Origin of the sequence: Melittangium boletus DSM 14713 (assembly GCF_002305855.1) — a bacterium.
In the GTDB taxonomy this organism is placed as follows: Bacteria; Myxococcota; Myxococcia; order Myxococcales; family Myxococcaceae; genus Cystobacter; species Cystobacter boletus.
The window spans coordinates 5157913-5180832 of the sequence record NZ_CP022163.1 but is presented as its reverse complement, the minus strand read 5'-3'; the positions used below and the strand labels follow the sequence as shown (position 1 = coordinate 5180832).

Annotated in this window: 19 protein-coding genes and 1 pseudogene; 11 read left to right on the top strand and 9 right to left on the bottom strand. The window is 69.8% G+C overall.

Annotated features, from left to right (window positions below; genetic code table 11):
* The first annotated feature begins 47 nt into the window (after window positions 1–47).
* Window positions 48–1244 (top strand): metallophosphoesterase, encoded by a 1197-nt coding sequence (locus MEBOL_RS21875; RefSeq protein ID WP_095979273.1) that lies wholly within the window; start codon window positions 48–50, stop codon window positions 1242–1244.
* Between the two features lie 20 nt (window positions 1245–1264).
* Here MEBOL_RS21875 and MEBOL_RS21870 read toward each other — a convergent pair whose 3' ends face one another.
* Window positions 1265–5917 (bottom strand): DUF4215 domain-containing protein, encoded by a 4653-nt coding sequence (locus MEBOL_RS21870; protein ID WP_245918719.1) that lies wholly within the window; start codon window positions 5915–5917, stop codon window positions 1265–1267.
* A 316-nt stretch (window positions 5918–6233) separates the two neighbouring features.
* On the opposite strand from MEBOL_RS21870, the gene MEBOL_RS21865 reads away from it, so the two are divergent.
* Entirely contained in the window at window positions 6234–6776 is a 543-nt protein-coding gene (locus MEBOL_RS21865) for an FHA domain-containing protein (RefSeq protein WP_095979271.1), read from the top strand.
* Between the two features lie 16 nt (window positions 6777–6792).
* Here MEBOL_RS21865 and MEBOL_RS21860 read toward each other — a convergent pair whose 3' ends face one another.
* The 5 genes from MEBOL_RS21860 to MEBOL_RS21840 all read right to left on the bottom strand — a co-directional run bounded on the left by MEBOL_RS21860 (window position 6793) and on the right by MEBOL_RS21840 (window position 12861).
* Entirely contained in the window at window positions 6793–7386 is a 594-nt protein-coding gene (locus tag MEBOL_RS21860) for a tetratricopeptide repeat protein (protein WP_245918718.1), read from the bottom strand.
* 13 nt (window positions 7387–7399) lie between these two features.
* Window positions 7400–8872: a serine/threonine-protein kinase gene (locus tag MEBOL_RS21855; protein ID WP_095979270.1), complete on the bottom strand. Its 1473-nt coding sequence runs from the start codon at window positions 8870–8872 to the stop codon at window positions 7400–7402.
* A gap of 180 nt (window positions 8873–9052) precedes the next feature.
* Complete coding sequence (locus MEBOL_RS42180; protein WP_179956280.1) at window positions 9053–10414, bottom strand: hypothetical protein; 1362 nt, start codon at window positions 10412–10414, stop codon at window positions 9053–9055.
* 2 nt (window positions 10415–10416) lie between these two features.
* Window positions 10417–11649 (bottom strand): PEGA domain-containing protein, encoded by a 1233-nt coding sequence (locus MEBOL_RS21845; protein WP_095979269.1) that lies wholly within the window; start codon window positions 11647–11649, stop codon window positions 10417–10419.
* Between the two features lie 48 nt (window positions 11650–11697).
* Complete coding sequence (locus MEBOL_RS21840) at window positions 11698–12861, bottom strand: M20 family metallopeptidase (RefSeq protein ID WP_095979268.1); 1164 nt, start codon at window positions 12859–12861, stop codon at window positions 11698–11700.
* A 184-nt stretch (window positions 12862–13045) separates the two neighbouring features.
* Here MEBOL_RS21840 and MEBOL_RS21835 point away from each other — a divergent pair, with 184 nt between their 5' ends.
* From MEBOL_RS21835 to MEBOL_RS41320, 7 genes and pseudogenes are all read left to right on the top strand, one after another.
* Entirely contained in the window at window positions 13046–13480 is a 435-nt protein-coding gene (locus MEBOL_RS21835; protein WP_095979267.1) for a host attachment protein, read from the top strand.
* A 185-nt stretch (window positions 13481–13665) separates the two neighbouring features.
* Window positions 13666–14253 (top strand): annotated as a pseudogene (locus MEBOL_RS44120) (cache domain-containing protein); the annotation flags it as partial.
* Entirely contained in the window at window positions 14251–15561 is a 1311-nt protein-coding gene (locus MEBOL_RS21830) for a methyl-accepting chemotaxis protein (protein WP_425437649.1), read from the top strand. The pseudogene MEBOL_RS44120 and the gene MEBOL_RS21830, both read left to right, overlap by 3 nt.
* Window positions 15558–16163, top strand: coding sequence for an HAD family hydrolase (locus MEBOL_RS21825; RefSeq protein ID WP_095979265.1), 606 nt, complete (start codon window positions 15558–15560; stop codon window positions 16161–16163). The genes MEBOL_RS21830 and MEBOL_RS21825 overlap by 4 nt, the downstream gene beginning before the upstream one ends.
* A 129-nt stretch (window positions 16164–16292) precedes the next feature.
* Window positions 16293–16796: a hypothetical protein gene (locus MEBOL_RS21820; protein WP_157775354.1), complete on the top strand. Its 504-nt coding sequence runs from the start codon at window positions 16293–16295 to the stop codon at window positions 16794–16796.
* Between the two features lie 55 nt (window positions 16797–16851).
* Window positions 16852–17460 (top strand): hypothetical protein, encoded by a 609-nt coding sequence (locus MEBOL_RS21815; protein WP_157775352.1) that lies wholly within the window; start codon window positions 16852–16854, stop codon window positions 17458–17460.
* A gap of 6 nt (window positions 17461–17466) precedes the next feature.
* Complete coding sequence (locus tag MEBOL_RS41320; RefSeq protein WP_157775350.1) at window positions 17467–17667, top strand: hypothetical protein; 201 nt, start codon at window positions 17467–17469, stop codon at window positions 17665–17667.
* Here the strand turns inward: MEBOL_RS41320 and MEBOL_RS21810 are convergent.
* Together MEBOL_RS21810 and MEBOL_RS21805 are read right to left on the bottom strand one after the other, a co-directional pair.
* Window positions 17604–18230, bottom strand: a complete 627-nt coding sequence (locus MEBOL_RS21810; protein WP_095979262.1) for a glutathione S-transferase family protein — start codon at window positions 18228–18230, stop codon at window positions 17604–17606. The two genes, MEBOL_RS41320 and MEBOL_RS21810, sit on opposite strands and share 64 nt — an antisense overlap.
* A 41-nt stretch (window positions 18231–18271) precedes the next feature.
* Window positions 18272–18871: an adenylate/guanylate cyclase domain-containing protein gene (locus tag MEBOL_RS21805; RefSeq protein WP_179956472.1), complete on the bottom strand. Its 600-nt coding sequence runs from the start codon at window positions 18869–18871 to the stop codon at window positions 18272–18274.
* 301 nt (window positions 18872–19172) lie between these two features.
* On the opposite strand from MEBOL_RS21805, the gene MEBOL_RS21800 reads away from it, so the two are divergent.
* Window positions 19173–19586, top strand: a complete 414-nt coding sequence (locus tag MEBOL_RS21800) for a hypothetical protein (protein WP_095979260.1) — start codon at window positions 19173–19175, stop codon at window positions 19584–19586.
* On the opposite strand, the gene MEBOL_RS21795 is transcribed toward MEBOL_RS21800, so the two are convergent.
* Window positions 19583–21622 carry a S46 family peptidase gene (locus MEBOL_RS21795; RefSeq protein ID WP_095979259.1) on the bottom strand — a complete coding sequence of 680 codons (2040 nt, stop codon included), beginning with the start codon at window positions 21620–21622 and terminating at the stop codon, window positions 19583–19585. The genes MEBOL_RS21800 and MEBOL_RS21795 overlap by 4 nt on opposite strands.
* 143 nt (window positions 21623–21765) lie before the next feature.
* Here MEBOL_RS21795 and MEBOL_RS21790 point away from each other — a divergent pair, with 143 nt between their 5' ends.
* Entirely contained in the window at window positions 21766–22899 is a 1134-nt protein-coding gene (locus MEBOL_RS21790) for an esterase/lipase family protein (protein ID WP_095979258.1), read from the top strand.
* The last annotated feature ends 21 nt before the right edge of the window (window positions 22900–22920 follow it).

Below are 22920 nucleotides of genomic sequence, written 5' to 3'. Positions count from 1 at the left end.
GACGCGGCGGTTGCACGGAGCAGGGAGCCAGTTAAGACAGGGGGCGCATGCCTATTCCCCCTCGGCTCCTCATCTTCTTCGGCGTCCTGTCGCTCCTGGTGGTGAGCAGTCACATCTACCTGTACCGGCGCCTCGTGCGCGACACGAGCCGTCATCTCCTCTGGCGGCGCGTGGGCCTGGTGCTCTGGAGCGTGCTGGGCGCGACCTTGGTCACCGCCCGGCCGCTCTCCGCCCTGTTGCCCTCGGGGGTGACGGCCGTCCTGTCCCAGTTCAGCTGGTACTGGATGGGCGTGGCCACCTACCTGCTGCTCACGGTGATGACGGTCGGAGGAGTACGCGGTATCGCCGATTGGATCGCCCGGCGGCGCGCGGCCCCCGCGGCCGTGCCCGCGCCCGTGTCCGAGGAGCGGCGTGAACTGCTCGCGCGAGCGGGTGCCGGCGTGGCGCTGGCGGCCACGGGAGGATTCAGCGGCTACGGCATGTGGCGCGCCTTCCACCCGCCCGTGGTGAACGAGGTGGCGGTGAAGCTGCCGGGGCTGCCCCGCGCGCTCGATGGCTTCACGATCGTCCAGTTGAGCGACATCCACGTGGGCCCGCTCATCCAGCGCCGCTTCATGGACGAGCTGGTGGCGCGCACCAACGCGCTCAAGGGGGACCTGGTGTGCATCACCGGGGACCTGGTGGACGGGAGCGTGGAGGAGCTGGGGCCCGCCGCGGCGGCACTGCGGGAGCTGCGCTCGCGCCATGGCACGTTCTTCTGCACGGGCAACCACGAGTACTTGTCCGGGGACCTGGAATGGTGCGAGGCCCTTCCCCGCATGGGCGTGACGGTGCTGCGCAACCGCTACGTGCGCGTGGGTGACGCCGGCGCCTCGTTCGACCTGGTGGGCGTGGACGACTGGGCGGCGGCCCGCTCGGGCTTCGCCCAGCGCCAGTACGACCTGACGGCGGCCACGGCGGGGAGGGACCCATCCCGGGCCTCGGTGCTGCTCGCGCACCAACCCGCGGGCTGGCGGGAGCAGGCGCAGAAGGCGGGCATGGGCCTGCAACTGTCCGGACACACCCACGGCGGCCAGTTCTTCCCCTTCACCCGGGTGGTCGCGGCCGTCTGGGAACACGACGCCGGCTTCTTCCGCGAGGGAGACCACTCCCTCTACGTGAGCCGGGGTACGGGCTTCTGGGGCCCTCCGCTGCGGGTGGCCGCACCGCCGGAGATCGTCAAGGTGACCCTGCTCGCGGGCTGACGATCCCCGGCCGGCGACGGCTACGGGAGCGAACTCCCGGTGGGACTCTCCGTCGGGCTCGCGGAGTTCTGCGGATCCCGGGCGGCGCGCGACACGAAGTCGTCGTAATTGTCGTCCGAGTCGTACCCGTTGCCCTTCAGCGCGTCCGAGCCCTCCGCCGCCATGCTCGCGCTCGTCGAGGCCACGAAGGCCTTGCGCTCGATGCTGCCCGCGCCCGTGGGGTGGGCGGGGAAGGCACGGCCCTCGGGAAGCACGCGGCCCGAGCCGAAGGCCACGGTGTCCACGACGCCGGTCAACACGGTGGGATCCGTCGTGACCGAGGCCGTGCCAAGCCGGACGTTGGCGGCGGTGGCCGAGATGTCCGTGCCTCCCCAGGAGAGGTCCCGCGCGACGGCGCCCGAGTACCCATTGTTGGTGAGCAGGAAGTAGCCGTGCGCATTGATGACCTTGCCGGCGTCGATGACCTTGAGGTTGGTGTAGTTGACCGTGGTGCTGGTCGAACCCGCGGTGCGGTACTGGAGAACCCAACCACCGATGTCGATGTCCGCGTCGGTCGGGTTGTACAGCTCGACGAAGTCATCCGAGATGGCGGACTCACCGCGCGCGCTGATCTCGCTGATGACCACGTGCGGCTGAGGCACCGCCACCAGGAACTCCGCGGACACCGTGCTGCCCGGTCCCACGGGGCTGGAGGCGGTGAACCGGCCGCTCATCTCCACCGAGCCCGCGGTGAAGGTCACCTCGGCCGTCTTGGCCTTCTCGGCGATGGTCACGGTCTGCTTGTCGAGCGTTCCCAATTCCGGGGACGAGAGCGAGAACGTCACCGGGAACCCACCGGCCTCGGCGGCCTTGTCGAGCGTCAGGATGAGCGTGCGCGTGGCGCCCGGAGGCAGCCGGAGCGCGGCGGGAGTGAGGCTGGCGAGCTTCGGGTACGAGGCCCGCGTCGTCACGGACACGGTGGCCTCGGAGGGCCCGAGCGACGCGCGCACCGTCCCCGTGCTGGTGGCCTTCGCATCCGCGGTGAAGAGGAAGGTGGCCGAGTCGCTTCCCCGGGGCACCGTCACCGTGGCGGGCACGGTGCCGAAGGGGACACCGGCGCTGGCGGGCGCCGCGGTGAGGGCCACGGCCATGTCGCCCTCGGCCACCTTGTTCAGCGTCACCGTGAACTCCTGGGGGGTGCCCTGGACGACGGTGGAGGTCGCGGGCGTGAGCGACTGGAGCGTCGGGTAGTCGGCGGTGAAGCGGACCTCGGTCTCGGCGGAGCCCTGAGCCCCCACCGTCCCCTGAACGAAGAGGGAGCCCGTGGCCGTGGTGGGCGCGTCCTTGTTCGCCAGGAAGGTGAAGGAGGCCGTGGTGGCATCGGCCGCGATGGCCACCGCCGCGGGTGCCGAGCCAAGCTCCGGCGCCACGGCGACACTGAATGTCGCGCCCTCGGGCGCGGGGATGTCCAGGGCGACCGTCAGCGGGGCGGGAAAGCCCGGCGCGGTGATGAGGGGATTGGGTGACAGGGAGAGGAGCGAGGGGGCCTCGGAAATCCCCAGCACGCGCACCGACGTGTGCAACTGGGCGCCCCAGAGCGAGGCGGTCAGCGTCACGGAGGCCGCCTGGGTATACGGAATCAGCTTCACCTCGGCGTGGGTCGAGCCCTTGGGGATGATGACCCGGCCCCCGTTGGCCACCGCGAGCGCGCTCGGCTCACTGGAGGAGACGGTGAGCTCCACGTCCTCGCCATCGACCCCGGCCAGTCCCACCTCGAGCTTCGAGGGGGCGATGAGCGAGCACCCGTCCGCGGCGCACGCGGGGCTCACCCGGATGAACTGGCCCGAGGCGGCGCCGAAGGACTGGAGCGCGGGCGGCGGCCCGAGCAGATCATGGGCACCGCGCGGCTCCACCTTGGAGTGGCCATTGCGCAGCTCCAGCACGCCGCGCACCCAGCGGAAGCTCGAGCCCACGGGGGGCGGGGACGTGTAGGCGTAGATGAAGTCGTTCACGCGCACGCCGCCCGTCGCCGGGGACACGTCGATGACGTACTCGTTGCTCGGAGCACTGTCGCCCGAGCCGAGGGGCGGCTCATGGGCGGTCACGGAGACCTCGTTGAGCTGCACCAGCACGCCCTCGAGCTCCGCGGCACGCGAGCCGCCCGTGGCCACCTGCGCCGGAGTGACGACGATGGGCGAGGGCATGGGCACGGCCGCGCCCTTGACGAAGGTGACCTTGCCGCTCAGTTGGATCTGCCCGTAGAACTCCGCCACGTTGGCGGACGTGATGGTGAGGTGGTCGCCCACCTTGGGCGTGCTCCCGGAGGAGTAGACGTAGATGCCGGACCAGTTCTCGCCCAGGGGGCCGCGCTCGGACTCGGGCACCTGGAGGTAGTAGTTCTTGCCCGTCACGGCCGTCACCACGGCGCTGGGAATGGAGACCGTGGTGCCCACCAGCGGGTGCTTGCCGTTGACCGGCTGCTTGATGGCGTAGATGGAGACCGAGCAGACCGTGTCCTCGGGATTGGCCGTGGGACAGAGATCGCACGCGTCACCGTGGCCGTCGAAGTCCGAGTCCTCCTGAAGCGGGTTGTACGTGCCCGGGCAGTTGTCGTCGGAGTTGCGGAGGGTGTCGCCGTCCCGATCGATGGGGTCGTACGCCAGGCAGCTCTTGCCGTGGGCATCGAGCGGGCACGGGTCGCACGCATCGCCCACGCCATCGCCGTCCGTATCGGCCTGCTTGCCGTTGTCCAGGGGGCGGATGGGGTTGAAGATGATGGGGCAGTTGTCCTGGCTGTCCTCGATGCCATCGCCATCGGAGTCGCCGAGCCGCCGCACGCCGTTGTAGAGGTTGGAGCCGTTGACGGAGGCGGGCACGTTGGAGGCAACGGTGGCGGTACGCCGGGGGACGCAGACGGGCTCGTCCGTGGGCGTGCCACAGAAGAAGAGCGGATAGGAGGAGGGGTTGGCCGCCTGGAGGTCCGCGAGGCTCTTGCCGCTCTCCTCTCCCTTCTTGGCATCGGAGACGGTCTCGGACTTCACGCACACCGTCTTGGCCGAGCCGCACACGTCCAGCGCGTCACAGCGCTTGTCGGTCGTCAGCGCGGCCACCAGGGCCTTGTCGCCGAAGAGCGGCTTGCCCGCGCGCAGGGTGAGCACCACGTCCGCGGGGTTGGCGGCGATGACGGCGCGGTGGGGCGAGCGGGCATGCGCGTTGAGCCGGAAGATGGCCAGGTCCGCCACCCTGCCCGGGGCGATGCGGCCCAGCTTGTTGCCCGTGAGCGTCAGGTCCGCGGCGGTCGCGGTGGCCATGCGCCAGAGCTGCTCGTCGGTGAAGGTGTACGCGAGCTGCACCTGGTTGAGGTAGTCCGCGCACTGCAGCTCGCGCAGCATGTTCATGGAGCCGGACTGCAACCAGTCCGTGCCCAGCGCGATGCCCACGCCCATCTGTTTGTAGAGCGACACCTGGGCCGTGTCGCCGTACAGCGACTCGTTGGAGCGGGGCGACCAGATGAGGCCCGTGCCCCGCTCCGCCATCAAGCCCACTTCCCGGGCCGTCACGCCGATGCCGTGGATGATGGCCGTGCGCCCCGTCATCAGGTTCTGGCTGTTGTCCCCCTGCCCGGACAGGCAGCGGAACTCGTTGAGCGCCGTCTCGGCGATGCCCTCGGACACGTGCGGCAGGTAGGCCCCCAGCGCGGGAATGACGCTCGGCGTGTCGATGCGCCTGTAGCCACAGCCATTCGCGAGCACAGGACCAGAGTTGTCATCCAGGGGGAACGTCTGGAAGTCCAGGCGGGGCGCGTGCAGGCCGCCCTGGGCGTAGCTCTCGGCCGCCGAGTCGTCCATGCTCAGGTCGCGCAGCAAGCCCGCCCGGCCGCCGCTGCTGGCGATGGCGGTGGTGCCGGCCATCACCTGGCGCAGCTCCGCCCAGAGGATGGTGTCGATCTTCGCGAGGTTTCCGTTGGGAATCTTGGTGTGACCGGGGGACACCGGGCCATTCGGGCGCCAGTCATGGCGGTGCTCGTAGCGCTCCTCCACCGAGGGCACGGGGGCCTTCTGGTAGTCGATATGATCGTGCGCGTTGATGAGCGCCGGGGAGATGACGCCCTGGGGGCACGACAGGCGCATCGCGCCCACGGCATCCGGGTGGGACGAGCAATCGCACGCCGCGCAGGAGATGGTGCCCTCGCGGTTCACCAGCACCTGGCCGCCCTGGAGCGTCCTGCCCTCCAGCAGCACCACGCCCAGGAAGAGGCGCGCGCCCCCGGGCTCGCCCGCGTCGACCAGCGCGCACGTCTCACCCCCGGGCGGCTGGGGCAGGCTCTCCACGCCACCACACGCCTCCTGCACGAGCGGCGTCACCTGGCAGTCGTGCTCACACCCATCCCCATCCACCCGGTTGCCGTCGTCACACGCCTCGCCCGTTTCCCGGATGCCATTGCCGCAGACGTGCAGCACTTCCTGATCCGGCGGCGTCCGGGTGCAGTCGTTCTGGCAGCCATCCCCGTTGGTGGAGTTGCCGTCGTCACAGGCCTCGCCCACCTCCACCACCCCGTTGCCACACACGGCCGCCTGGGCGCGAATACACCTGTTGGAACAGGAGTCATCGTCCACCCGGTTGCCGTCGTCACATTCCTCTTGTCCCTCGACGAGGCCATTGCCGCATTCCTCGGACGGGGAGCACGCGGACAACAGGAGAAGTCCTGCGCTGAATAAGACCAGGAGATGGCGGGGGAGGTGGCGCATTCGGGTCCTGGGGGTTGGAGGAAAGACGACGACGGGGAGGGCTCGGAATGGAGTCGTTGGTGCCACGATCACTCGCGGCCCACTGAAACATTCAAGCCACACCTTACGCCGGAGGTGACTCCGAGTAAAAAACGGGCCGGGAACCTGGACGCCTGGCCACCGTGGACTTCACCTCGGGCAAAGGCGTACTCTTGGACAACCCGGTACTCCGAGCCAACATCGTGGGTGGAGATCGGCGCGCGAAGGTGGTTGGCTCCGCCCCATGGCACGTTCCCTGTTGCTGTCGCTGCTCGTGCGGCAGCACCTCGCTCTGAAGGAGAAGTTCCGCGCCCGGTATCCCCACTACTGGCTGGTCTGGGAGTCAGGCGCGTGGAACGTCCCGGAAGGCGGTGAGCAGAACCACGGCGCCACCCGGCTGCCCAACGACGAGCTCAGTGACTGTCTGCCCGCCGGGGACGCCATGTGCTTCGAGCTGAACCCGGGCAAGGATCTGCTGGAGATCGGACGCGCTTCGCACAACGCCTTCGTCATCAACGACGCCACGGTGTCGCGAGAGCACCTGGTGTTGCGCGCCCGCGCGGACGGAGGCTGGGCGGTGGAAGCGCGCCCGCAGAGCGGCCCGGCCCTGCTCGAGGGCCAGAGACTCACGCCCGGCCAGCTCCACCCCTTGGAGACGGGCATGCACCTGCAACTGGGCGACGTGCGGCTCACCTTCCACGACGCGGACAGCTTCCACCAGCGCATGGCCGACACGGCCCAGTTGATGCTGGCCAATCAGCGCGGCGGACAGAGCCGCCCGGCCTGAACCGGGGCCCTGGCGCTCAGCGGATGGTGCCCAGGGTGGTGGGCCGCGGCTCCGGCGCGGTGGCCGCGTAGATGACGCCACCAGCCACGATGGCCACGGCGCCCGCGCCCGCCCACACCCACCACTTCTTCGCCAGACTCTCGCTCTGGACTTCCGGGGTGGGAGGCGTGGCGGCCACGGCGCGCTTGCGCTCGCTGTCCTCGCGCGCGCGTCGGGCGGCGACCTCCTCCGCCTGGGAGCGCAGGGCGACGGACTTGGGAGGCTCCTTCGCCGCCGCCGCGTCCATCTCCGCGATGAGCTCACGCACCAGGGGTGCGTTGGACGGAGGGCGCTTGGACTGCGCCAGGTAGCGCCGGTAGAAGATGGCGGCACGCTCGGGCCGGCCCAGCTGCCGGTGGCATTGGGCGATGTTGAACAGGAAGCCCGGCAACGGCATCAACCGGTAGGCCTCGAGATAGGCCCCCAGCGCCGTCTGGAAGTCGGCCTTCTCGTAGGCGGCGTTGCCCTCGACGAACTTCGCACGCGCCTGGGCTTCCACTCGCGGGTCCCCGGCCGCGTGCGCGGTCAGGGGAGCCAGGGCGAGCAGCAGCAGGGCGAAGAGCCCCAGCAAGGGCGCGCAACGTTCAGGGCGCGAACGGATCGATGACGGCATCACGGCTTCCCGAGGAGTGTTTGCGCGCGGTGGATGCACGGGTGGTGTTGCGCGAGTCCCGCGCGGGCTTGGCCACCGTCGGCACGGGCACGAGTGGCACCTCGAGCGTGGCGGAGGCCTCCAGTGAAACCTTGTGCTCGCTCGGATTGTAGCCCGCGAGCTCCACCCGGAGTCCCAGGGGCGAGGCCGACCACGGCAGGCTCGCCACCCAGGGCGTCACGCCCAGCGTCTCGCCCGTGTCGGCGCGCACCACCCGGGCCCCCTCGGGCACGGAGCGCACGGTGAGGGATACGGGCGCCGGCGCGGGCGCGGGCTTCGGGGCCGCCGCGACCACGGCCTCGCTGGCGGAGGGCGCGCCGCTCGGGGCGCTCGCCCACCACAGTCCGAATCCCGACACGGTCGCGGCCAGCAGCCCCGCGGCCAGCAGGGTGCCCGGGCGCCGCGCGACCAACGCCAGGGGCACGCGCACGGGCTGGGTGGGCCGCTCCTCCGGTGGAAGCAAGGACGACCCGGGCGAATCCATCAACAGCGAGGTGATGACCTCGGCGAGCTGCTCGGGCCGGGCCTCGGGCTCCTTGGCCAGGCAGCGCAGGGTGAGGTGGGCCAGCGCCGGGGGAATGGGCTCCCCGGCGGGCGTGAGCGTGGGCAGCGCGGGTGGCGCCTCGGTGAGGATCTTCACCATGAGCTGGCCGAAGTTGGGCGCCACGAAGGGCGGCCGTCCACTGAGCAGCTCGTAGAGCACCGTGCCCACGGCGTAGATGTCCGCCCGGGCGTCCACGGGCAGCCCCGCGGCCTGCTCCGGCGACATGTAGGTGGGCGTACCAATGATGGTGCCGTCCAACGTGCCGTTGAGGCCCTCGGCGGTGAGCACCTTGGCCACGCCGAAGTCGAGCACCTTGACGAAGTCCTCCTGGCCGTTCTTGTGGGCGACGAAGAGGTTGTCCGGCTTGATGTCCCGGTGCACCACCCCGAGCTGATGCGCCGCCCCGAGCGCCGCGCACACCTGCACCATGAGGCGGCGGATGCGCGCGAGGCTCAGCTTCTCCTGCTGGAGCACGTCCGACAGGCACTGGCCGCGCAGCAGCTCCATCACGCAGTAGACGTGGCCACCCGCCGGGTCCTCCACGAAGTCGAAGATCTCCACGATGTGCTCGTGGTTGATCTGATTGACGGCGTGCGCCTCCTGGAAGAAGCGCCGGACGAAGGTCGAGTCGTGGGCGAAGGCGGAGCGCAGCACCTTGAGTGCCACCTGCCGCCCCAGGCGCACGTGGCGCGCCTGGAAGACCTGCCCCATGGAGCCCTCTCCGAGGAGCTGCTCCAGCTGATAACTGCCCAGGATGTCACCCGGCTGCAACACGTGCTCCGCGACCGATGAACCGCCCGCACCAGTGGTTCGGGGATCCTTGGAGAGTACCGTACCCGGGATGAGGTCGTCGCCGCCCATTGGACGGCAAACCTCTCCATCCTCTCTTTCCCTGGCAACCCATGGGAGACGATTGTCGTCGGTTTGACGGCCGCCGGAGGCATGAATCGTCCCCGCGTGGAAGGAGCTCGCCCCGGGGTATGAAAAAGCCCCCCTTCCGGTGGGGAAGGAGGGCTCAACAGACGACATCAGGCGCGACGGTTAGCTACAGGTGCCGCTCTTGCAGGTCTTGCCGGAAGCGCACGTCTTGGTGTCGCAGTCCGAGTCCGCGCAGTCGGACTTTCCGTCCCCGTCGTTGTCCTTGTTGTCGTTGCACGTCGTCTCGGTCTTGTTCCCGGACTTGCAGGTGCAGCCGCCCGCCGTGTTGCACGACTTGTTCTCGCAGTCCGTGTCCTTGCAGTCGATGAGCGTGTCCCGGTCGTTGTCGTTGCCGTCGGCGCAGGCGGTCTCGGAGGAAGTGCCCCCCGCGCAGGAGCAGCCCGTTCCGCACCCCGACGCGACACAGTCCGAGTCCTTGCAGTCGATGAGCCCGTCGCCGTCATTGTCCGCGCCGTCGGAGCAGGCCTTCTCCACCTTCACACCGCCGACGCAGACGCAGCTGGCGTTCGCACCGCACTCCTTGTTGGTGCAATCCGAGTCCTCGCAGTCCTTCTTCCCATCCTTGTCATTGTCCAACCCATCGCCGCACACGAGCTCGACGGCGATGCCGCCCGTGCAGACGCAGCCCGTGCCGCACGCCGTGCAGTCCGAGTCCTTGCAATCGGCGTTGCCATCCTTGTCGTTGTCCAGGCCATCCGAGCAATCGACTTCCTTGGCGACCGTGCCCGTGCAGGTGCAGCCCGTGCCGATGCCGCAGGCCTTCTTGTCGCAGTCCGAGTCCGCGCAGTCGGTCTCGCCGTCCCCATCGTTGTCCAAGCCGTCCGTGCACACGCCCTCGCCGCACACCCGGGAGAGGCAGAGACGCCCCTCTCCACACGTCTGGTTGTCGCAGTCCGAGTCCTCGCAGTCGGCGTAGCCGTCCTTGTCGTTGTCCCTGCCATCCGCGCAGTCCAGCTCCTTGCGCAGGACGCACTGGCCCTCGACACACATGTCCCGCGTCGGGTTGCAGGCCGTGCCGCACGCGCCGCAGTTGTTGTTGTCCGACAGCAGGTCGAAGTCCTCGTCCACCTGGCCGTCGCAGTCATCGTCCTGGCCGTTGCACACCTCGGGGGTGGGCAGGACCAGGCCCGCGCACGTGAGCTCGCCCCGGGTGCCGCAGGCGTTCTTGCCCGCCCGGCAGTTGCCCACGCCCTCGGTGCCCTCCGGACCGGTGTAGCACTTCACGTCGTCCAGATCGTCGCGCACGCCATTGCAGTTGTCGTCGGCGCCGTTGCACTCCTCGGCGGTGGGCGCGCAGCAGTAGCCCCGCTGGTCCGGCCGGGGCGCGCACACCACGCCCGTCGCGGCGCAGTCGTCGTTCGTGTCACAGCTGAAGATGGTGTCGTCTGGAAGCGCGGGGACCCAACACGCCGTGACGCCCAGCGCCAGTACCAGACAGCCCACGAGGGAAGAGAAGGACTTCATGGTCAGAAGCTCCCGCCAAACACGAAGTGCAGGGCCATGCCCTGGTTGCTCGAGCCGCCCGCCACGGGCGCCACCGAGGAAGACACGGGTCCGGAACGCTGAGGCACCACGATGAGCCACACCAGACTGCCCGCGGCCACCGCGCCGCCTCCCGCCATGAGGGCCGTGGCGAGCACGTCCTTGCGCTGGGCCGCCAGGTACTGGGCGCGGGTAATCTCCCGCACGCCTTCCCCGTCGATGCCCTGGCCCGTGCCCTGGAGGCTCATGCCGAGCGCCACGCCCGCGCCCACCGCCGCCAGTCCCAGCACCGTGGTGTAGAGCGCGGGCCGGCTGAACACGGAGGGGCCCGAGGCGCCCCGGGACTTCTTCACGCTGGCCACCGCGTCCAGGCCGGGCCCTTCCGGCGCCGGGCCGTTGAGCTCCAGCCGCACCGCCACTTCCTTCGTCTCGCCCGGCACGAGCGTCAGCGTCTGCGTGGAGGTCGTGTACTCATCCGCCTCCACCACGAGCTGCACCTCGCCGGGCGGCAGCTTCGCCTCGACGTTGCCCACGCCCAGCATGCGCTCGCCCACGCGCACCACCGCCTGGGACACGTTGCAGGACACCTTGAGCAGGGTGCGCGGCCGCGCCAGCTCCGTCACGCGTTTGGCGAGCGCCGCGCCCGCCTCCCGGAAGAAGGCGCTCTCGGCCGGCTTGCGGCCCGTCACCACGTCCATCTCCACCACGCCCCGGTCCCGGTCATACGTCCACAGCCGCAGCGTCCAGCCCCCGTCCTCCAGCGCCAGCCGGGCCGTGGTGAGCAGATCCGCGTCGAGCGTTTCCGCCGCGTTCGTCACGCACGCGGCCTCGTGGCAGCGCACCACGGAGGCATAGTCCGCCGCGAGCTGCTTGCGCGCCTCGGCCGGGTCCGCCGCCCGCACCACCCGGCCGGTGCGGAACGCCGCCGACTGCAACCAGGCGAGCCACCGTTTGGACACCGCGGCCCCGGCGCGCTCGGGCGTTTCCAGGCCCACGAAGGCGAGGCGCGGCTGCAACTCCGCGCTGGGACCGGTGCTCAGGTCCAGGCCCAGCGAGCCGGTGTCCGGAGGCGGCTCCTCGCCCTGCTCGAGCGGCGCCTGGGGAGTCGAGTCACCCGAGAGGTCCAGTCCGAAGCCGCCCTCATCCTGCGCGCGGGCCGGGCCGGAGGCCCACACGAGCGCCAGCAGCAGGGCTCCATACACGAAGCGGTTATGCATGGGCCCTGTTCTACCCCGAACAGAGTCCGTTGCGGAGCACTCCAGGCGTCATCCCGTCAGGGAGGCGAGGTAGCGCGCCAGGGCCTGGGCCTTGGGCACGAGGGTGTCCACCTCGATGAACTCGTCCACCGTGTGGAAGCCCTTGCCCCGAGGCCCCAGCCCGTCGATGGAGGGGATGCCCATGGCGGAGGACGTGCTCGCGTCCGAGCCGCCGCCCACCAGGGGCGCCTCGCCCCGGCCCAACCCCGAGGCGTGGGCGCACACGCCATAGGCCTCCATCAAGGCCGCGGACGCCTCGGTGCGCTCCAGGGGCTCGCGCGCCACGCCTCCCTGGACCTCCACGCGGGTGCCGGGCACGCCCGCCGCCGCCTCCCGGGCCGCCTCGTGGAAGCGCTGGACCAGCGCCTCGCCGTCGGCGCGGGTGCAGAAGCGCAGGTCCACCTCGGCCACGGCATGGTCCGGGACCGTGTTCTTGCCCTGGCCCCCCGTCACCTTGCCCACGTTGACGGTGAGCCCGCGCGGGTAGTCGGTGAGCTGCTGCACCCGGTCCACGAAACGGGCGATGGCCCAGAGCGCGTTGGCCCCCTCCTGGTGGGCGTTGCCCGCGTGGGCCGCCTTGCCACTCGCCGTGGCCACCGCCATGCCGGTGCCCTTGCGCCGGGTGATGATGGCGTCCCCGGCCCGGCCGGACTCGAAGACGAGACACGCCCGGGCTCCGGCGATCGCCTCCTGGATGACCCGCGCGCCCTCGGGCGAGCCCACCTCCTCATCCGACACCACCACCAGCCGCAAGGGCGGCAGCCGCGCGAGGCCGCCCGACGCCGCGAGCGCCTTGAGCGTCCAGGCGATGACGACGAGCCCGCCCTTCATGTCCAGCACACCCGGGCCGCGCCGCAGCGCTCCATCGCGCCGGTAGCCCTCGAACTTGCCCGGGGGGAAGACCGTGTCCAGGTGGCCCACCAACGCCACCGGCGCGAGCCCCGGCGCCCCCTCGGATCGGAAGACCAGGTGGTCCGCGTAGCGCGTACTCGATACCACCTCCGCCGACAGCCCTGGAATGACGAGCTGCTCGCGCAGCAGGGCGCCGACCTTGCGCCCTCCCTCCGGGTTCTCCGTCCAGGAGTTCACCTCGACCAGCGCGGCGAGCGCTTCCTCCATCTCCCCTACCCGGCCCGTCAGCCAGCTCGCCGCCGCTTCACCCATCTCGCGCATCGTCTGGACCTCCGCCCTCCCGGAGGGCATCTCCGGCGAGCCCCCCTGGCATATGCCAGCCACCGGGGTCCGGGAAAGGTGCCCCCATGCCCGTCCGCCCGGCACACCAGCGGGAGAGCGCCAGCCCGTGGAAGCTTGCCGGGGACGGCCCCGCTTCGCACCTCAAGCCCAGGAGGAAGAACCCATGGCGGATGCTTTGTGGATTCTGGTGGCCAATGCGAGCCGGGCCCGGCTGTTCTCGACGGATGAGCGGGCGGAGAAGTGGGACCTGCGCGAGGAGCTGTTCCACGAGGAGAGCCGTCAGCGCTCCGTGGACCTGCTCAACCAGCCCGAAAACCCCAACGCGGGCACCCTGCGCAAGCCCTCCGCGGAGAACGAGCCCAATGGACGCCAGTCCCTGGAGCATGACCGCTTCGCCCGGCAACTGGCGGAACGGCTCGAACGGGGGCTCAACGACCGGGCCTACGAGCGGCTGGTCATCGCCGCGCCTCCGGAGTTCCTGGGCCGACTGCGCAAGGTCATCAGCCAGCGCGTCCACCAGCACCTGATGATGGACCTGCGCGCGGACTACTCGAACATCCCCGCCCAGGAACTGCCCGAACGCATCCCCATCATTTGATGAGAGGATGATGAGAGGACGGAACCGGCATGACGGGACTTCCGGAGCCTTCGGGTTCCGGAGGAAGCGTCCAGCCATGCACCCGGGGAAGTCGACGTCCGCCGTCTCGTGGTAGAGGAGCACCCCACGGGCCCTGACATTTCCAGGGACTCCCGCCCCTCATCGTCGAGGACGTGACGAGATTCATGAGACTTCCCCTCATCGGCACCCTGAAGCTGCGCGGCCGTCTGACCTGGTACGTCACCCTGTTGACGCTCGTTCCCCTCTTGGGTCTGGCCCTGGTGGGATCGGCGAACACCCAGAGGGCGATGAGCCATCAGGTGCACGAGATGCTGCGCATCGAGGCAGAGGGGCTTCGGGACCTGGTGGAGGCGTCCCTCGTGGAGCGCGAGACCAGCGTGCGCAGCTGGGCCGAGGACACGCTCGTGCGCGCGGCGCTGCGCACGGGAAACGCCGAGTACAGCGACTCGGTGCTCGAGCGGCTGCAACTGCGCTACACGACGTTCGCCGGACTGGTGCTCTTCGACGATCAGGGCCGGGCCATCTCCGCCAGCACGGAAGCGCTGCGCGACGCCTTCCGGGGCCAGGAGGCGCGGGTGAGCCAGACGCCGTGGTTCCTGGCGGCCCAGCAGGGGCGCGTCACCAGCGAGACCCTGACCGAGGAGGACCCCATCTTCGCCATGCGGGTGCTGCATCTGGCGGTGCCCGTCATGGACGAGCGCGGAGGCCGGCGGCTGGGAGTGCTGCTGGCGGCGTATGACTGGGGCCAGGTGGGCGAGGTGGTGAAGGCGGCACTCGCCCGGGCCCAGGCCCGGAAGAACACGAGCTTCGCCTTGGAGGTGCGCACGGCCTCGGGCGCCGTGCTCTTCGACTCGCGCGAGCCGGGTGCCGCGCGCGCGCCCCATCCCGTCATCGAACAGGCCCTCAACAGCTCGGAGCTCCGGGACGTGGGAGACGGCTGGCACTTCGTGGCGCTGTCGGATCCCGCCGAGGTCTACGCCGGGGTCAAGCGGCAGCGCACGCTCTTCCTCATCGGCACGCTCGTCGTGGGCTCGGTGGTGCTGCTGCTGACCTTCCTGTTCGCGCGGGACATCACCCGCCCCATCACCCAGCTCAACCAGGCGGTGAGCCGCATCGTGCGCACGGCGGACCTCACGCAGAAGCTCGACGTGCGCTCCGATGACGAGGTGGGCGAGCTGGCCGAGTCCTTCCGGCAGATGGTGCACAACCTGAGCGAGACGACGCGCGGCATGCAGCGCGGAACGCGCGTGCTCGGAGACACCGTGGCGGCCCTCACGCGCGCCGCCGAGCAGGAGGAGAGCAACCTCACCCGCCAGGCCGCGGCGCTGCAGGAGACGCAGGTGACGGCGGAGGAAATCAGGCAGACGTCGATGCTGGCCGCGGAGCGGGCCAGCGCGGTGCTCCAGGTGGCCACCCGGGCCGAGGAGCTGGGCCGCGGTGGCGCGCTCTCGCTCCAGGAGAGCATGAATGGCTTCGAGTCCCTGCGCCAACAGGTGGAGGAGATGTCCGGGCAGGTCAGCCAGCTCAACGAGCGCGCCCAGCGCATCGGCGGCATCACCCTGGCGGTGAAGGGCCTGGCGGATCGCTCCAACATGCTCGCGCTCAACGCGGCCATCGAGGCGGTGCGCTCCGGGGAGCACGGCAAGGGCTTCGCCATCGTGGCCAAGGAGATCCGCACACTGGCCAACCAGTCCATCAACTCCACCACCCAGGTGGGCACGCTGCTCGAGGACATCACCCAGTCCATCCAGAAGACGGTGGCGCTGAGCGAGCAGGGCCAGCGGCGCATGGACGAGGGCCTCGCGCAGGCGCGCACGAGCGGCGACAGCATCCAGGCGCTCAGCGACATCGTGAAGGACAACATGAGCGCGGTGCGGCAGATCGCCACCGCCGTGAGTCAGCAGAACGCCGGCTTCGAGGAGATCTTCAACGCCATGACGGAATTGTCCGCCATGATGCACGACACCATGATGAGCCTTCAGGCCACCCAACGCGTCACCGGCGAGCTGCGCGACGTCGCCGAGCAGATGCAGAAGATGGCGCGCAGCTACCGCGTATGAACACGCCCATCCGTGCCGTCATCCTGGACCTGGGCAACGTCCTCGCCTTCCACGACAACGCCCTGCTCTTCCGCCGGTTGGGAGCGCGCGCGGGGCTCGACGCCGAGGAGGCCGGCCGCCGGCTGTCCGGCGCGGGTTGGACGGCGGCCAACCGGGGACTGCTCGGCCCCGAGGGCATCCGGCGCGACGTGTGCGGCGCGCTGGGAGTGGATCTCCCCATGGAGGAATTCAACGCGCTCTGGAACTGCCACTTCACGATTCATGAGGCGGTACTGCCCCGCGTGGAGGGGTTGGAGGGCCGGGTGAAGCGCATCCTCCTGTCCAACACCAATGTGTTGCACGCGGCCTGGCTGAAGCCGAGGCTGCCCGTGTTGGAGCGGTTCGATCACCTGGTGCTCAGCTGCGAGGTGGGGCACGTGAAGCCCGAGCCCGCCATCTACGAGGAAGCGCTCCGGCACGCGGGCTGCGAGCCCCACCAGGCGGCCTTCTTCGATGACCTGCCCGAGTACGTGGCCGCCGCGAACACCCTGGGCATGCGCGGCCACCTGTTCACCACCGCCAACGCCTTCGACGGACAGCTCCGGGCGCTCGGGCTGGAGTGAGGGGCGACCCACACCCCTCCGTCCCCCAGCCCATCGTCTCCGCGTTCATTGTCCACGCGGCCCACTGACGGTCGCCGGCCCGCATGGACAGCATGGTCCCTGAAACAAACGCGGCGAAAGGAGCGGACCATGCGGTGGACACGAGCGATGGTGATGGGGGCGTTCGGAGTTGCGGGGCTCGCGGGGGCACTGCCAGGAGAGGCGTCCGCGCAAGCCTACCGGCGGATGTCCGCGTCCTTCTGTACGCCCATCACCCCGACGTACCAGTCCGTCCGGAGTGACTCGGGCGCCATCGGCAATGGCGGTCCCACGGACATCCGGCTGGTCTGCCCCATCCTCGATGACGGGTACCTGCCCAAGCTGCAAATCTTCTCGGCGCTCGTGGATGTGTATGACGGCTCGGCGACGGCCGCCGTGGATGCACGCACGTGTGTCAGCTTCTGGGCCAACGTGGGGGGCGCCTGCGGACCCGCCTCCGCGACCAGTTCCAGTGGCGTGGGCATCACGAGCCTCTCTCCAAGCACCGCGACGTGGAACAGCTACTCCACGGACTATGGCTATCTCGTGGTCAACCTGCCGGCCTTCACCACGGGGACCGCCAGTTCCGTCCACGGCTACGAGTTGCACCAGTAAGCGCGGCCTGGGGGGAGCTTCGATGAGACCCGTGAAAAAACAGGCTTTGCTTCTCGTGTTTCCACTGCTCTTCGCGGGAACGGGCGTCGGGCTCGCGCGCTATCTCCCCCTGGAGACGCCCACCGCGAGCGACCCACCCAGGGTCCAGGCCCCTCGGCGGCCCCAGGCGGTCGTGCCCGCTCCCGAGCCCACGTCGCGGCCCCCCCTGGTCACGGCCTCCGCGCGGGAAGAACGGCTCCATCGGCTGGAGCGGCGGTTGGAGGAACTGACGGCCCGCACCGAGCCCCCTCCACCGCCTCCACGTCCCTCGCGGGAGGAGGCGAAACGGCAGCTCTTCCAACAACACCAGCAGCAGCTCGACATGCATTCCCGCGAGCCCGTCGATCCCACCTGGTCCCGAAGCGCCCGGGACTCCTTCGGAGCGGACTTCGCGTCCCTCACGCGAGGCCAGGGCTTCACCTTGAAGGACATCGACTGCCGGAGCCACACCTGCGTCACCACCGTGGAATGGCCGTCCTACGCCGCCGCCACCCAGGGCTATTCGCTCCTGCTCCAGCATTCCTATGCAATGGACTGCGCTCGCAGCATCCTCCTGCCAGAGCCCTCGGCTCCCCAGGGGAACTACCAGGCGCGGCTGCTCCTGGACTGCGCGAATCTTCGTTGATTCCGCATGAAGTTGCAGGTGGACATAGCCTGCTGCCTCACCCAGACGTTCGACTATGATTTGAGTGAAGAGGACGCACGGCACCTCGCCTGCCTCATCGCCGCGGGAGGCGCCATCGAGACCATGGGACACCAGGGGGCCGCCTACGCCGTGGCCGCCTGGGTCCAGGCCTTCATGGCCGGCAGGGCGAGCACCGCGTCCCGGTAGGCGGCGCACTCCGCGTCCAGTTCCACCTCATAGGTGACGAAGCGCGTGACGACCGGCGCGTAGAAGGCGTCCGCGATGGAGAAGGCGCCCAGGAGGAACGGACCTCCCCCACGGCCAAAGCGCGAGCGGCACTCCGTCCACAGCGAGGTGATGCGCGCGATGTCCTCGGCGACACCCGGCGCGCGGCCCTCTCCCGGCCTGCGGGCTCTCAAGTTCATGGGCATGTTCGAGCGCAGCGCGGAAAAGCCCGCGTGCATCTCCGCGGTGACGGAGCGAGCCCAGGCCCGCGCCTCGGGCGCCTCGGGCCACAAACGCGCCTCGGGGAATTGCTCGGCCAGGTACTCGCAGATGGCGAGGGAATCCCAGACGGCCAATTCGCCGTGCAGAAGCACCGGCACGTGTCCACTGGGCGAGTACTTCTTGATGTTCGCGGTCGAGTCCGCCTGGTCCAGGGCAATCACCACCTCGCGAAAGGGCTGCCCGGTGTGGGCGAGCGCGAGATAGGGCCTCAGGGACCAGGACGACAGGTGTTTGGAACCAACGACGAGGGTGAGTTCTCTCATGGGGGCGGGATCCTAGCGCCCCCGGGTACGCACGCGACGGCTCAACCGCGGGCGCGGATGGGCAGCAACTCGCGCAGGCGCGCCATCCACGACCGCGAGCGGCTCCCCGGCGGATCAATCCGGTAGACGGGCACGGGCAGGCGGATGTTCTTCAACTCTCCCCGGCCCAGCCGCACCATGCCGCCCAGACCCTGGTCGCGCACCTGACGCGCCACGGGCTCGCTCACATACAGGGAGCCGGGCGGCGCGAGTGACTCCAAGCGGGCGGCCAGGTTGACGCCCTCACCGAAGACGTCTCCGTCCTGGTGCACCACCGAGCCCAGGTGGATGCCAATGCGCAGTTGAACCCGCCGCTCGTCCGGTACGCATTCGTTGCGTGCACACAACGCCGATTGCAGCTCCAGCGCACATGCCACCGCGGGCAGCGCCCCGTCGAATTCCACGAGGAAGCCATCCTCCAGCCGTTTGATTTCGCGCCCTCCGTGGTCCGACAACAGTTCGCGCACGAGCCGTCTCTGCTCCTCGCGCAATTCATTGTCGAGCGCCGAGTCCCGACGGACCTGAGTGCTCAACTCCACCATGTCCGTGAACATGATGGCCGACACCCTCATGGATTCCTGCTGCATCGCTTCAGCCACCAACATCAGCGTGTCTCCGCTTTCACCCCCCCAGCCCAACCGGGGCGAATGTTACCCCAGCGACACTCGCTTGTTTCCAGTCCCCCTCCGCCCATACGCGGAGAGGAAAAGCCTTCTCCCCCCGTCCGAGGGATAAGTGGATCGCTTGAGGATCAAAGTAGAACTTCTGACCTGGATAAAGGTAATTCACCTCTGACGCGATGCACAACCCGGGGCACCACGAGAGGTTGGGTAGTCACCACGAACGGGACAAGCTGGGGGAGGCGGGGAAGTGTTCGGCTGTTACTGTTGAAGCCGTCCTCCAATGTCCGCCCCCGAGCCCGCCCAGGACGAACGGATCCCGCCTCCCTGGCCGCCGCTGTTGCTCGCGCTGGGCGTGCTGCTGCTGGCCACCGCGGCCCGGCACGAGCGGTTGGTGCTCACCGCGCTCGCCACGCTCGTCTTGCTGCCCAGTCTGTGGCGGGTCTTCACCCGCCGGTGGCGCCGGGGAGACGTGCTTCGAGGACTCGGCATGGGCTTCATCACGAGCCACGCGCCGCTGCTCCTGGGTGCCTTCTCCACCTGGGAGCGCCCCGCGTGCCGCATCCACCTGTGCATGGACGGAGTGCTCGCGGGCGTGCCCTACGTGCCCTGGGCGGGCGTGCTCGGCGTCCTCCTGTACTGGGCCTGGGCGCCCCCCCCGCCGCCCCCGGCCGAGCTGCCTCCGCCTCCCGGCTAGCGCTGCTGGGCGCGCAGCTCCTTCACCAGCCGCTCCGCGCCATACACGCGCTCGAGGCCCAGCAGCAGCCCCTCGCCATGCACGCCCACGGCGCGGTGGGTTTCCGGCACATAGGAGAACCGGCCCCCGAGCGAGGGCAGGTTGCCGTCGAAGATGAGCCCCACCACCCGGCCCTCGCGGTCCACCAGCGGCGAGCCCGAGTTGCCGCCGATGATGTCGTTGGTGGTGGCCACGTCGAGGGGCGTGTCACCCGGCACCTTGCCCTGGGCCTTCATCCACGTGTCCGGCAGGCGGAAGGGCTCCTTGCCCGTGTGGCGCGCGTAGGCTCCGGCGAACGTCGTCAGCGGCGCCACGCTCCTGCCATCCGGCTCCCGCCAGCCCTGGACCGTGCCGTAGCTCAGACGCAGGGTGAAGGTCGCGTCCGGGTAGCCCGTGGTGCCATACGCCGCCAGGCGCGCCCGCGCGAGCACCTCGCCATTCTTCTTGAGCACCGACTCCACCGTGTCCTCGTAGCGCTTGCGCACCTCGCGCGACGGGGCGTCCACCCGGCGCGCCAGGAGGATCATCGGATCCTTCGACGCCGCGATCGCCGCCGCGCCGCCGTCGAGCAGCCGCTGGCGCTCCTTCACGTCGAAGAGCTTCGTGCCCTTCACCAGCGCGCGCGCCAGATCCTCCGGCGCCTCGCGGCCGAGCACCGTCTGGACGAAGGCATCGTCCGCGCCCAGCGTCTCGCGCAGCTTGTTGAAGCCGAAGGTGAGCTTCACGCGCTCCAGGTCCGCGGGGATGGGCGCCGCGCGCAACAGCCCCTGGCGCAGTCCAGGCAACTGGGCATCCGTGTACTCGCGCAGCCGCTCCGCGTTGGGCTTGGGCAGCTCCTCCGCCGCGCGCACGAGTCTGCGCGCCATGGCGAACAGCTCGGAATTGAAGCCGTCGCCGCCCTCCTTCAACCGGTGCGCGGCGAGCAGGGGCCGCCAGCCATCCAGCGCGCTCGCGGTGGACGCCAACGCCTCGTCCACACCGCCCTGCTCGCGCAGCGTCGCCTCCGCCCGGCGCTTGTCCGCGAGCAGCGCGGGCTCGGCCAGGGCCTGGTGCCGGCCCCGCAGCGCCTTGAGTCCGTTCTCCACGGCGCGCAGCTCGGAGCGCGTGGTGCGCCAGCGCTCGGGCGAGCCCGAGGCGTACTCGCGCAGCATGCCCCGCATCTCCGAGAGGTTCAGCAGGATGTAGGGCAGCGCCACATCGCGCTGGAACTCCAGCTCCGCCACCGTGCTCTGGCGCTCGGTGCCGCCCGGGTGACCGGAGACGAAGACCAGGTCTCCCTCCTTCGCACCGTCCTTCGCCCACGCGAGCGAGTGCTCCGTCTTGAGCGGCTGGCCCGAGGCGTCCCACACGCGCAGGAAGGCGGCGTCGAAGCCATAGCGGGGGAAGTTGAAGTTGTCCGCGTCTCCGCCAAAGGCGGCCATGGAGAACTCGGGCGCGAAGACCAGGCGCACGTCCTGATAGCGGCGGTACTTGTAGAGCTGGTAGCGGCCGCCGTTGAAGAGCGTCACCACGTCGCAGCGCAGCTCGGGCCCGGTGGCGCACTCGGACTCGATGCGCGACATCTCCGCCTTGAGCGCGGTGTTGAAGTCCGCGCCGCTCTTGCCCTTCGTGACGCCCTCGAGCCGCGCGGTGACGTCCGTCATCTCCACGAGCTGGTTGGCCTCCACCTTGGGGCAGCGCAGCTCGTCCTTGGCCTGCTTCGCGAAGAAGCCCTTGGCCAGGTAGTCATTCCGGGGCGAGGACAGGTCCTGCACGCACGAGCGGATGCAGTGGTGATTGGTCATCACCAATCCCTCGGGCGACACGAAGCTCGCGGAGCAGCCCCCGGCGAGCCGCACGGAGGACAGGCGCACGTGATCCAACCATTCCTGGGTGGGCGCGAAACCATGGGCCTTCTTCACCGCCTCCCGGGGGAAGGCGTCATAGGTCCACATTCCCTCCTCCGCGGCGGCGGGGAGGGCCAGCAGGAAACCGAGGGCGAGCAAACGATGCGGCAAGGGCGAGCACTCCAGTCAGTCAAGGGGGGAACAGACTTGCGAGCCCACGTTGTGATCCTGGCGGGGCCCCACGTCAACCTGGGGGGTACTGGGCTGCATTAGGGACTTGAGTTGGAGGCCCGGACCCCGGAAGGTTCGGTGGAATGGCGACGAAGCACTACATCCTCCTGGTCCCTGGCTTCTTCGGCTTCGCCAACCTGGGAGAGCTGCTGTACTTCGGGCATGTGCGCGACTACTTCGTCGCGGAGATGGCCCGGCGAGGCGTGGACGTGGAAGTGGTGCAGGTGCTCACCCACCCCACCGGCTCCATCCGCACGCGCGCCGGGGATCTGCTCCGGTCCATCCAAGCCCATGTGAAGGACGACGACGGGCCCATCCACCTCGTCGGCCACTCCACCGGCGGGCTGGACTCGCGGCTCTTCGTCAGCCCGGGGGTGCTCCTGGGCGAGGACATGGACGTGGAGCGCTATGCACGCAGGGTGCGTACGGTGGTGACGGTGTCCACGCCCCACGCGGGCACGCCGCTCGCGTCCTTCTTCCTCGGACTCTTCGGGCAGAAGCTGCTGCAACTGCTGTCGCTCTTCACCGTGTACGTGCTGCGCTTCGGCCGGCTCCCCCTGAGCGTGGCCTTCCGCTTCGGCAGCCTGTTGACGCGCTGGGACGAGCAGTTGGGCTTCCGCCCCACCATCCTGGACCAGATCTTCGAGCAACTCCTGGGGGACTTCTCCGCCGAGCGCCGCGAGGAGCTGGTGCGCTTCCTCGGGGACGTGGGCAACGACGCCTCGCTCGTGCCCCAGCTCACGCCCGAGGGGATCGATCTCTTCAACGCGAGCTGTCAGGACCGGCCCGGCGTGCGCTATGGCTCCGTCATCACCCAGGCGAGGCCGCCGTCCTTCCGCGCGCGGTTGAGCGCGGGATTGGACCCCTACGCGCAAATCACCCACACGGTGTATTCGTTCCTCTACGGGCGCACGCAGCGCATGCCGCTGACGGCCATTCCGCCGCACACCCCGGCGCAGGCCGAGGCGCTGGTGGAGGCCTACGGCGCGCTGCCGGGTCCCCAGGCCTGTGACGGCATCGTCCCCACGCGCTCGCAGGTCTACGGACGCGTGCTGACGGCCGTGCGCGCGGACCACCTGGACGCCATTGGCCACTTCGACCAGCCCGCGCACCGGCCGCCCCATGTGGACTGGCTCATCTCGGGCTCGGGCTTCCGCCGCATCCAGTTCGAGCGCCTGTGGAACACCGTCGTGGACTTCATCCTGCTGGCGACGTGAGGCGGGGCACCCGGACGGAGC

Coding starts and splice junctions, on each gene's coding strand:
- MEBOL_RS21845 (WP_095979269.1), bottom strand. CDS start 11,649: ATGCATAACCGCTTCGTGTATGGAGCCCTGCTGCTGGCGCTCGTGTGG.
- MEBOL_RS21800 (WP_095979260.1), top strand. CDS start 19,173: ATGTCCGCCCCCGAGCCCGCCCAGGACGAACGGATCCCGCCTCCCTGG.
- MEBOL_RS21840 (WP_095979268.1), bottom strand. CDS start 12,861: ATGCGCGAGATGGGTGAAGCGGCGGCGAGCTGGCTGACGGGCCGGGTA.
- MEBOL_RS21855 (WP_095979270.1), bottom strand. CDS start 8,872: ATGGGCGGCGACGACCTCATCCCGGGTACGGTACTCTCCAAGGATCCC.
- MEBOL_RS21790 (WP_095979258.1), top strand. CDS start 21,766: ATGGCGACGAAGCACTACATCCTCCTGGTCCCTGGCTTCTTCGGCTTC.
- MEBOL_RS21820 (WP_157775354.1), top strand. CDS start 16,293: ATGCGGTGGACACGAGCGATGGTGATGGGGGCGTTCGGAGTTGCGGGG.
- MEBOL_RS21825 (WP_095979265.1), top strand. CDS start 15,558: ATGAACACGCCCATCCGTGCCGTCATCCTGGACCTGGGCAACGTCCTC.
- MEBOL_RS41320 (WP_157775350.1), top strand. CDS start 17,467: ATGAAGTTGCAGGTGGACATAGCCTGCTGCCTCACCCAGACGTTCGAC.
- MEBOL_RS21865 (WP_095979271.1), top strand. CDS start 6,234: ATGGCACGTTCCCTGTTGCTGTCGCTGCTCGTGCGGCAGCACCTCGCT.
- MEBOL_RS21810 (WP_095979262.1), bottom strand. CDS start 18,230: ATGAGAGAACTCACCCTCGTCGTTGGTTCCAAACACCTGTCGTCCTGG.
- MEBOL_RS21875 (WP_095979273.1), top strand. CDS start 48: ATGCCTATTCCCCCTCGGCTCCTCATCTTCTTCGGCGTCCTGTCGCTC.
- MEBOL_RS21835 (WP_095979267.1), top strand. CDS start 13,046: ATGGCGGATGCTTTGTGGATTCTGGTGGCCAATGCGAGCCGGGCCCGG.
- MEBOL_RS42180 (WP_179956280.1), bottom strand. CDS start 10,414: ATGAAGTCCTTCTCTTCCCTCGTGGGCTGTCTGGTACTGGCGCTGGGC.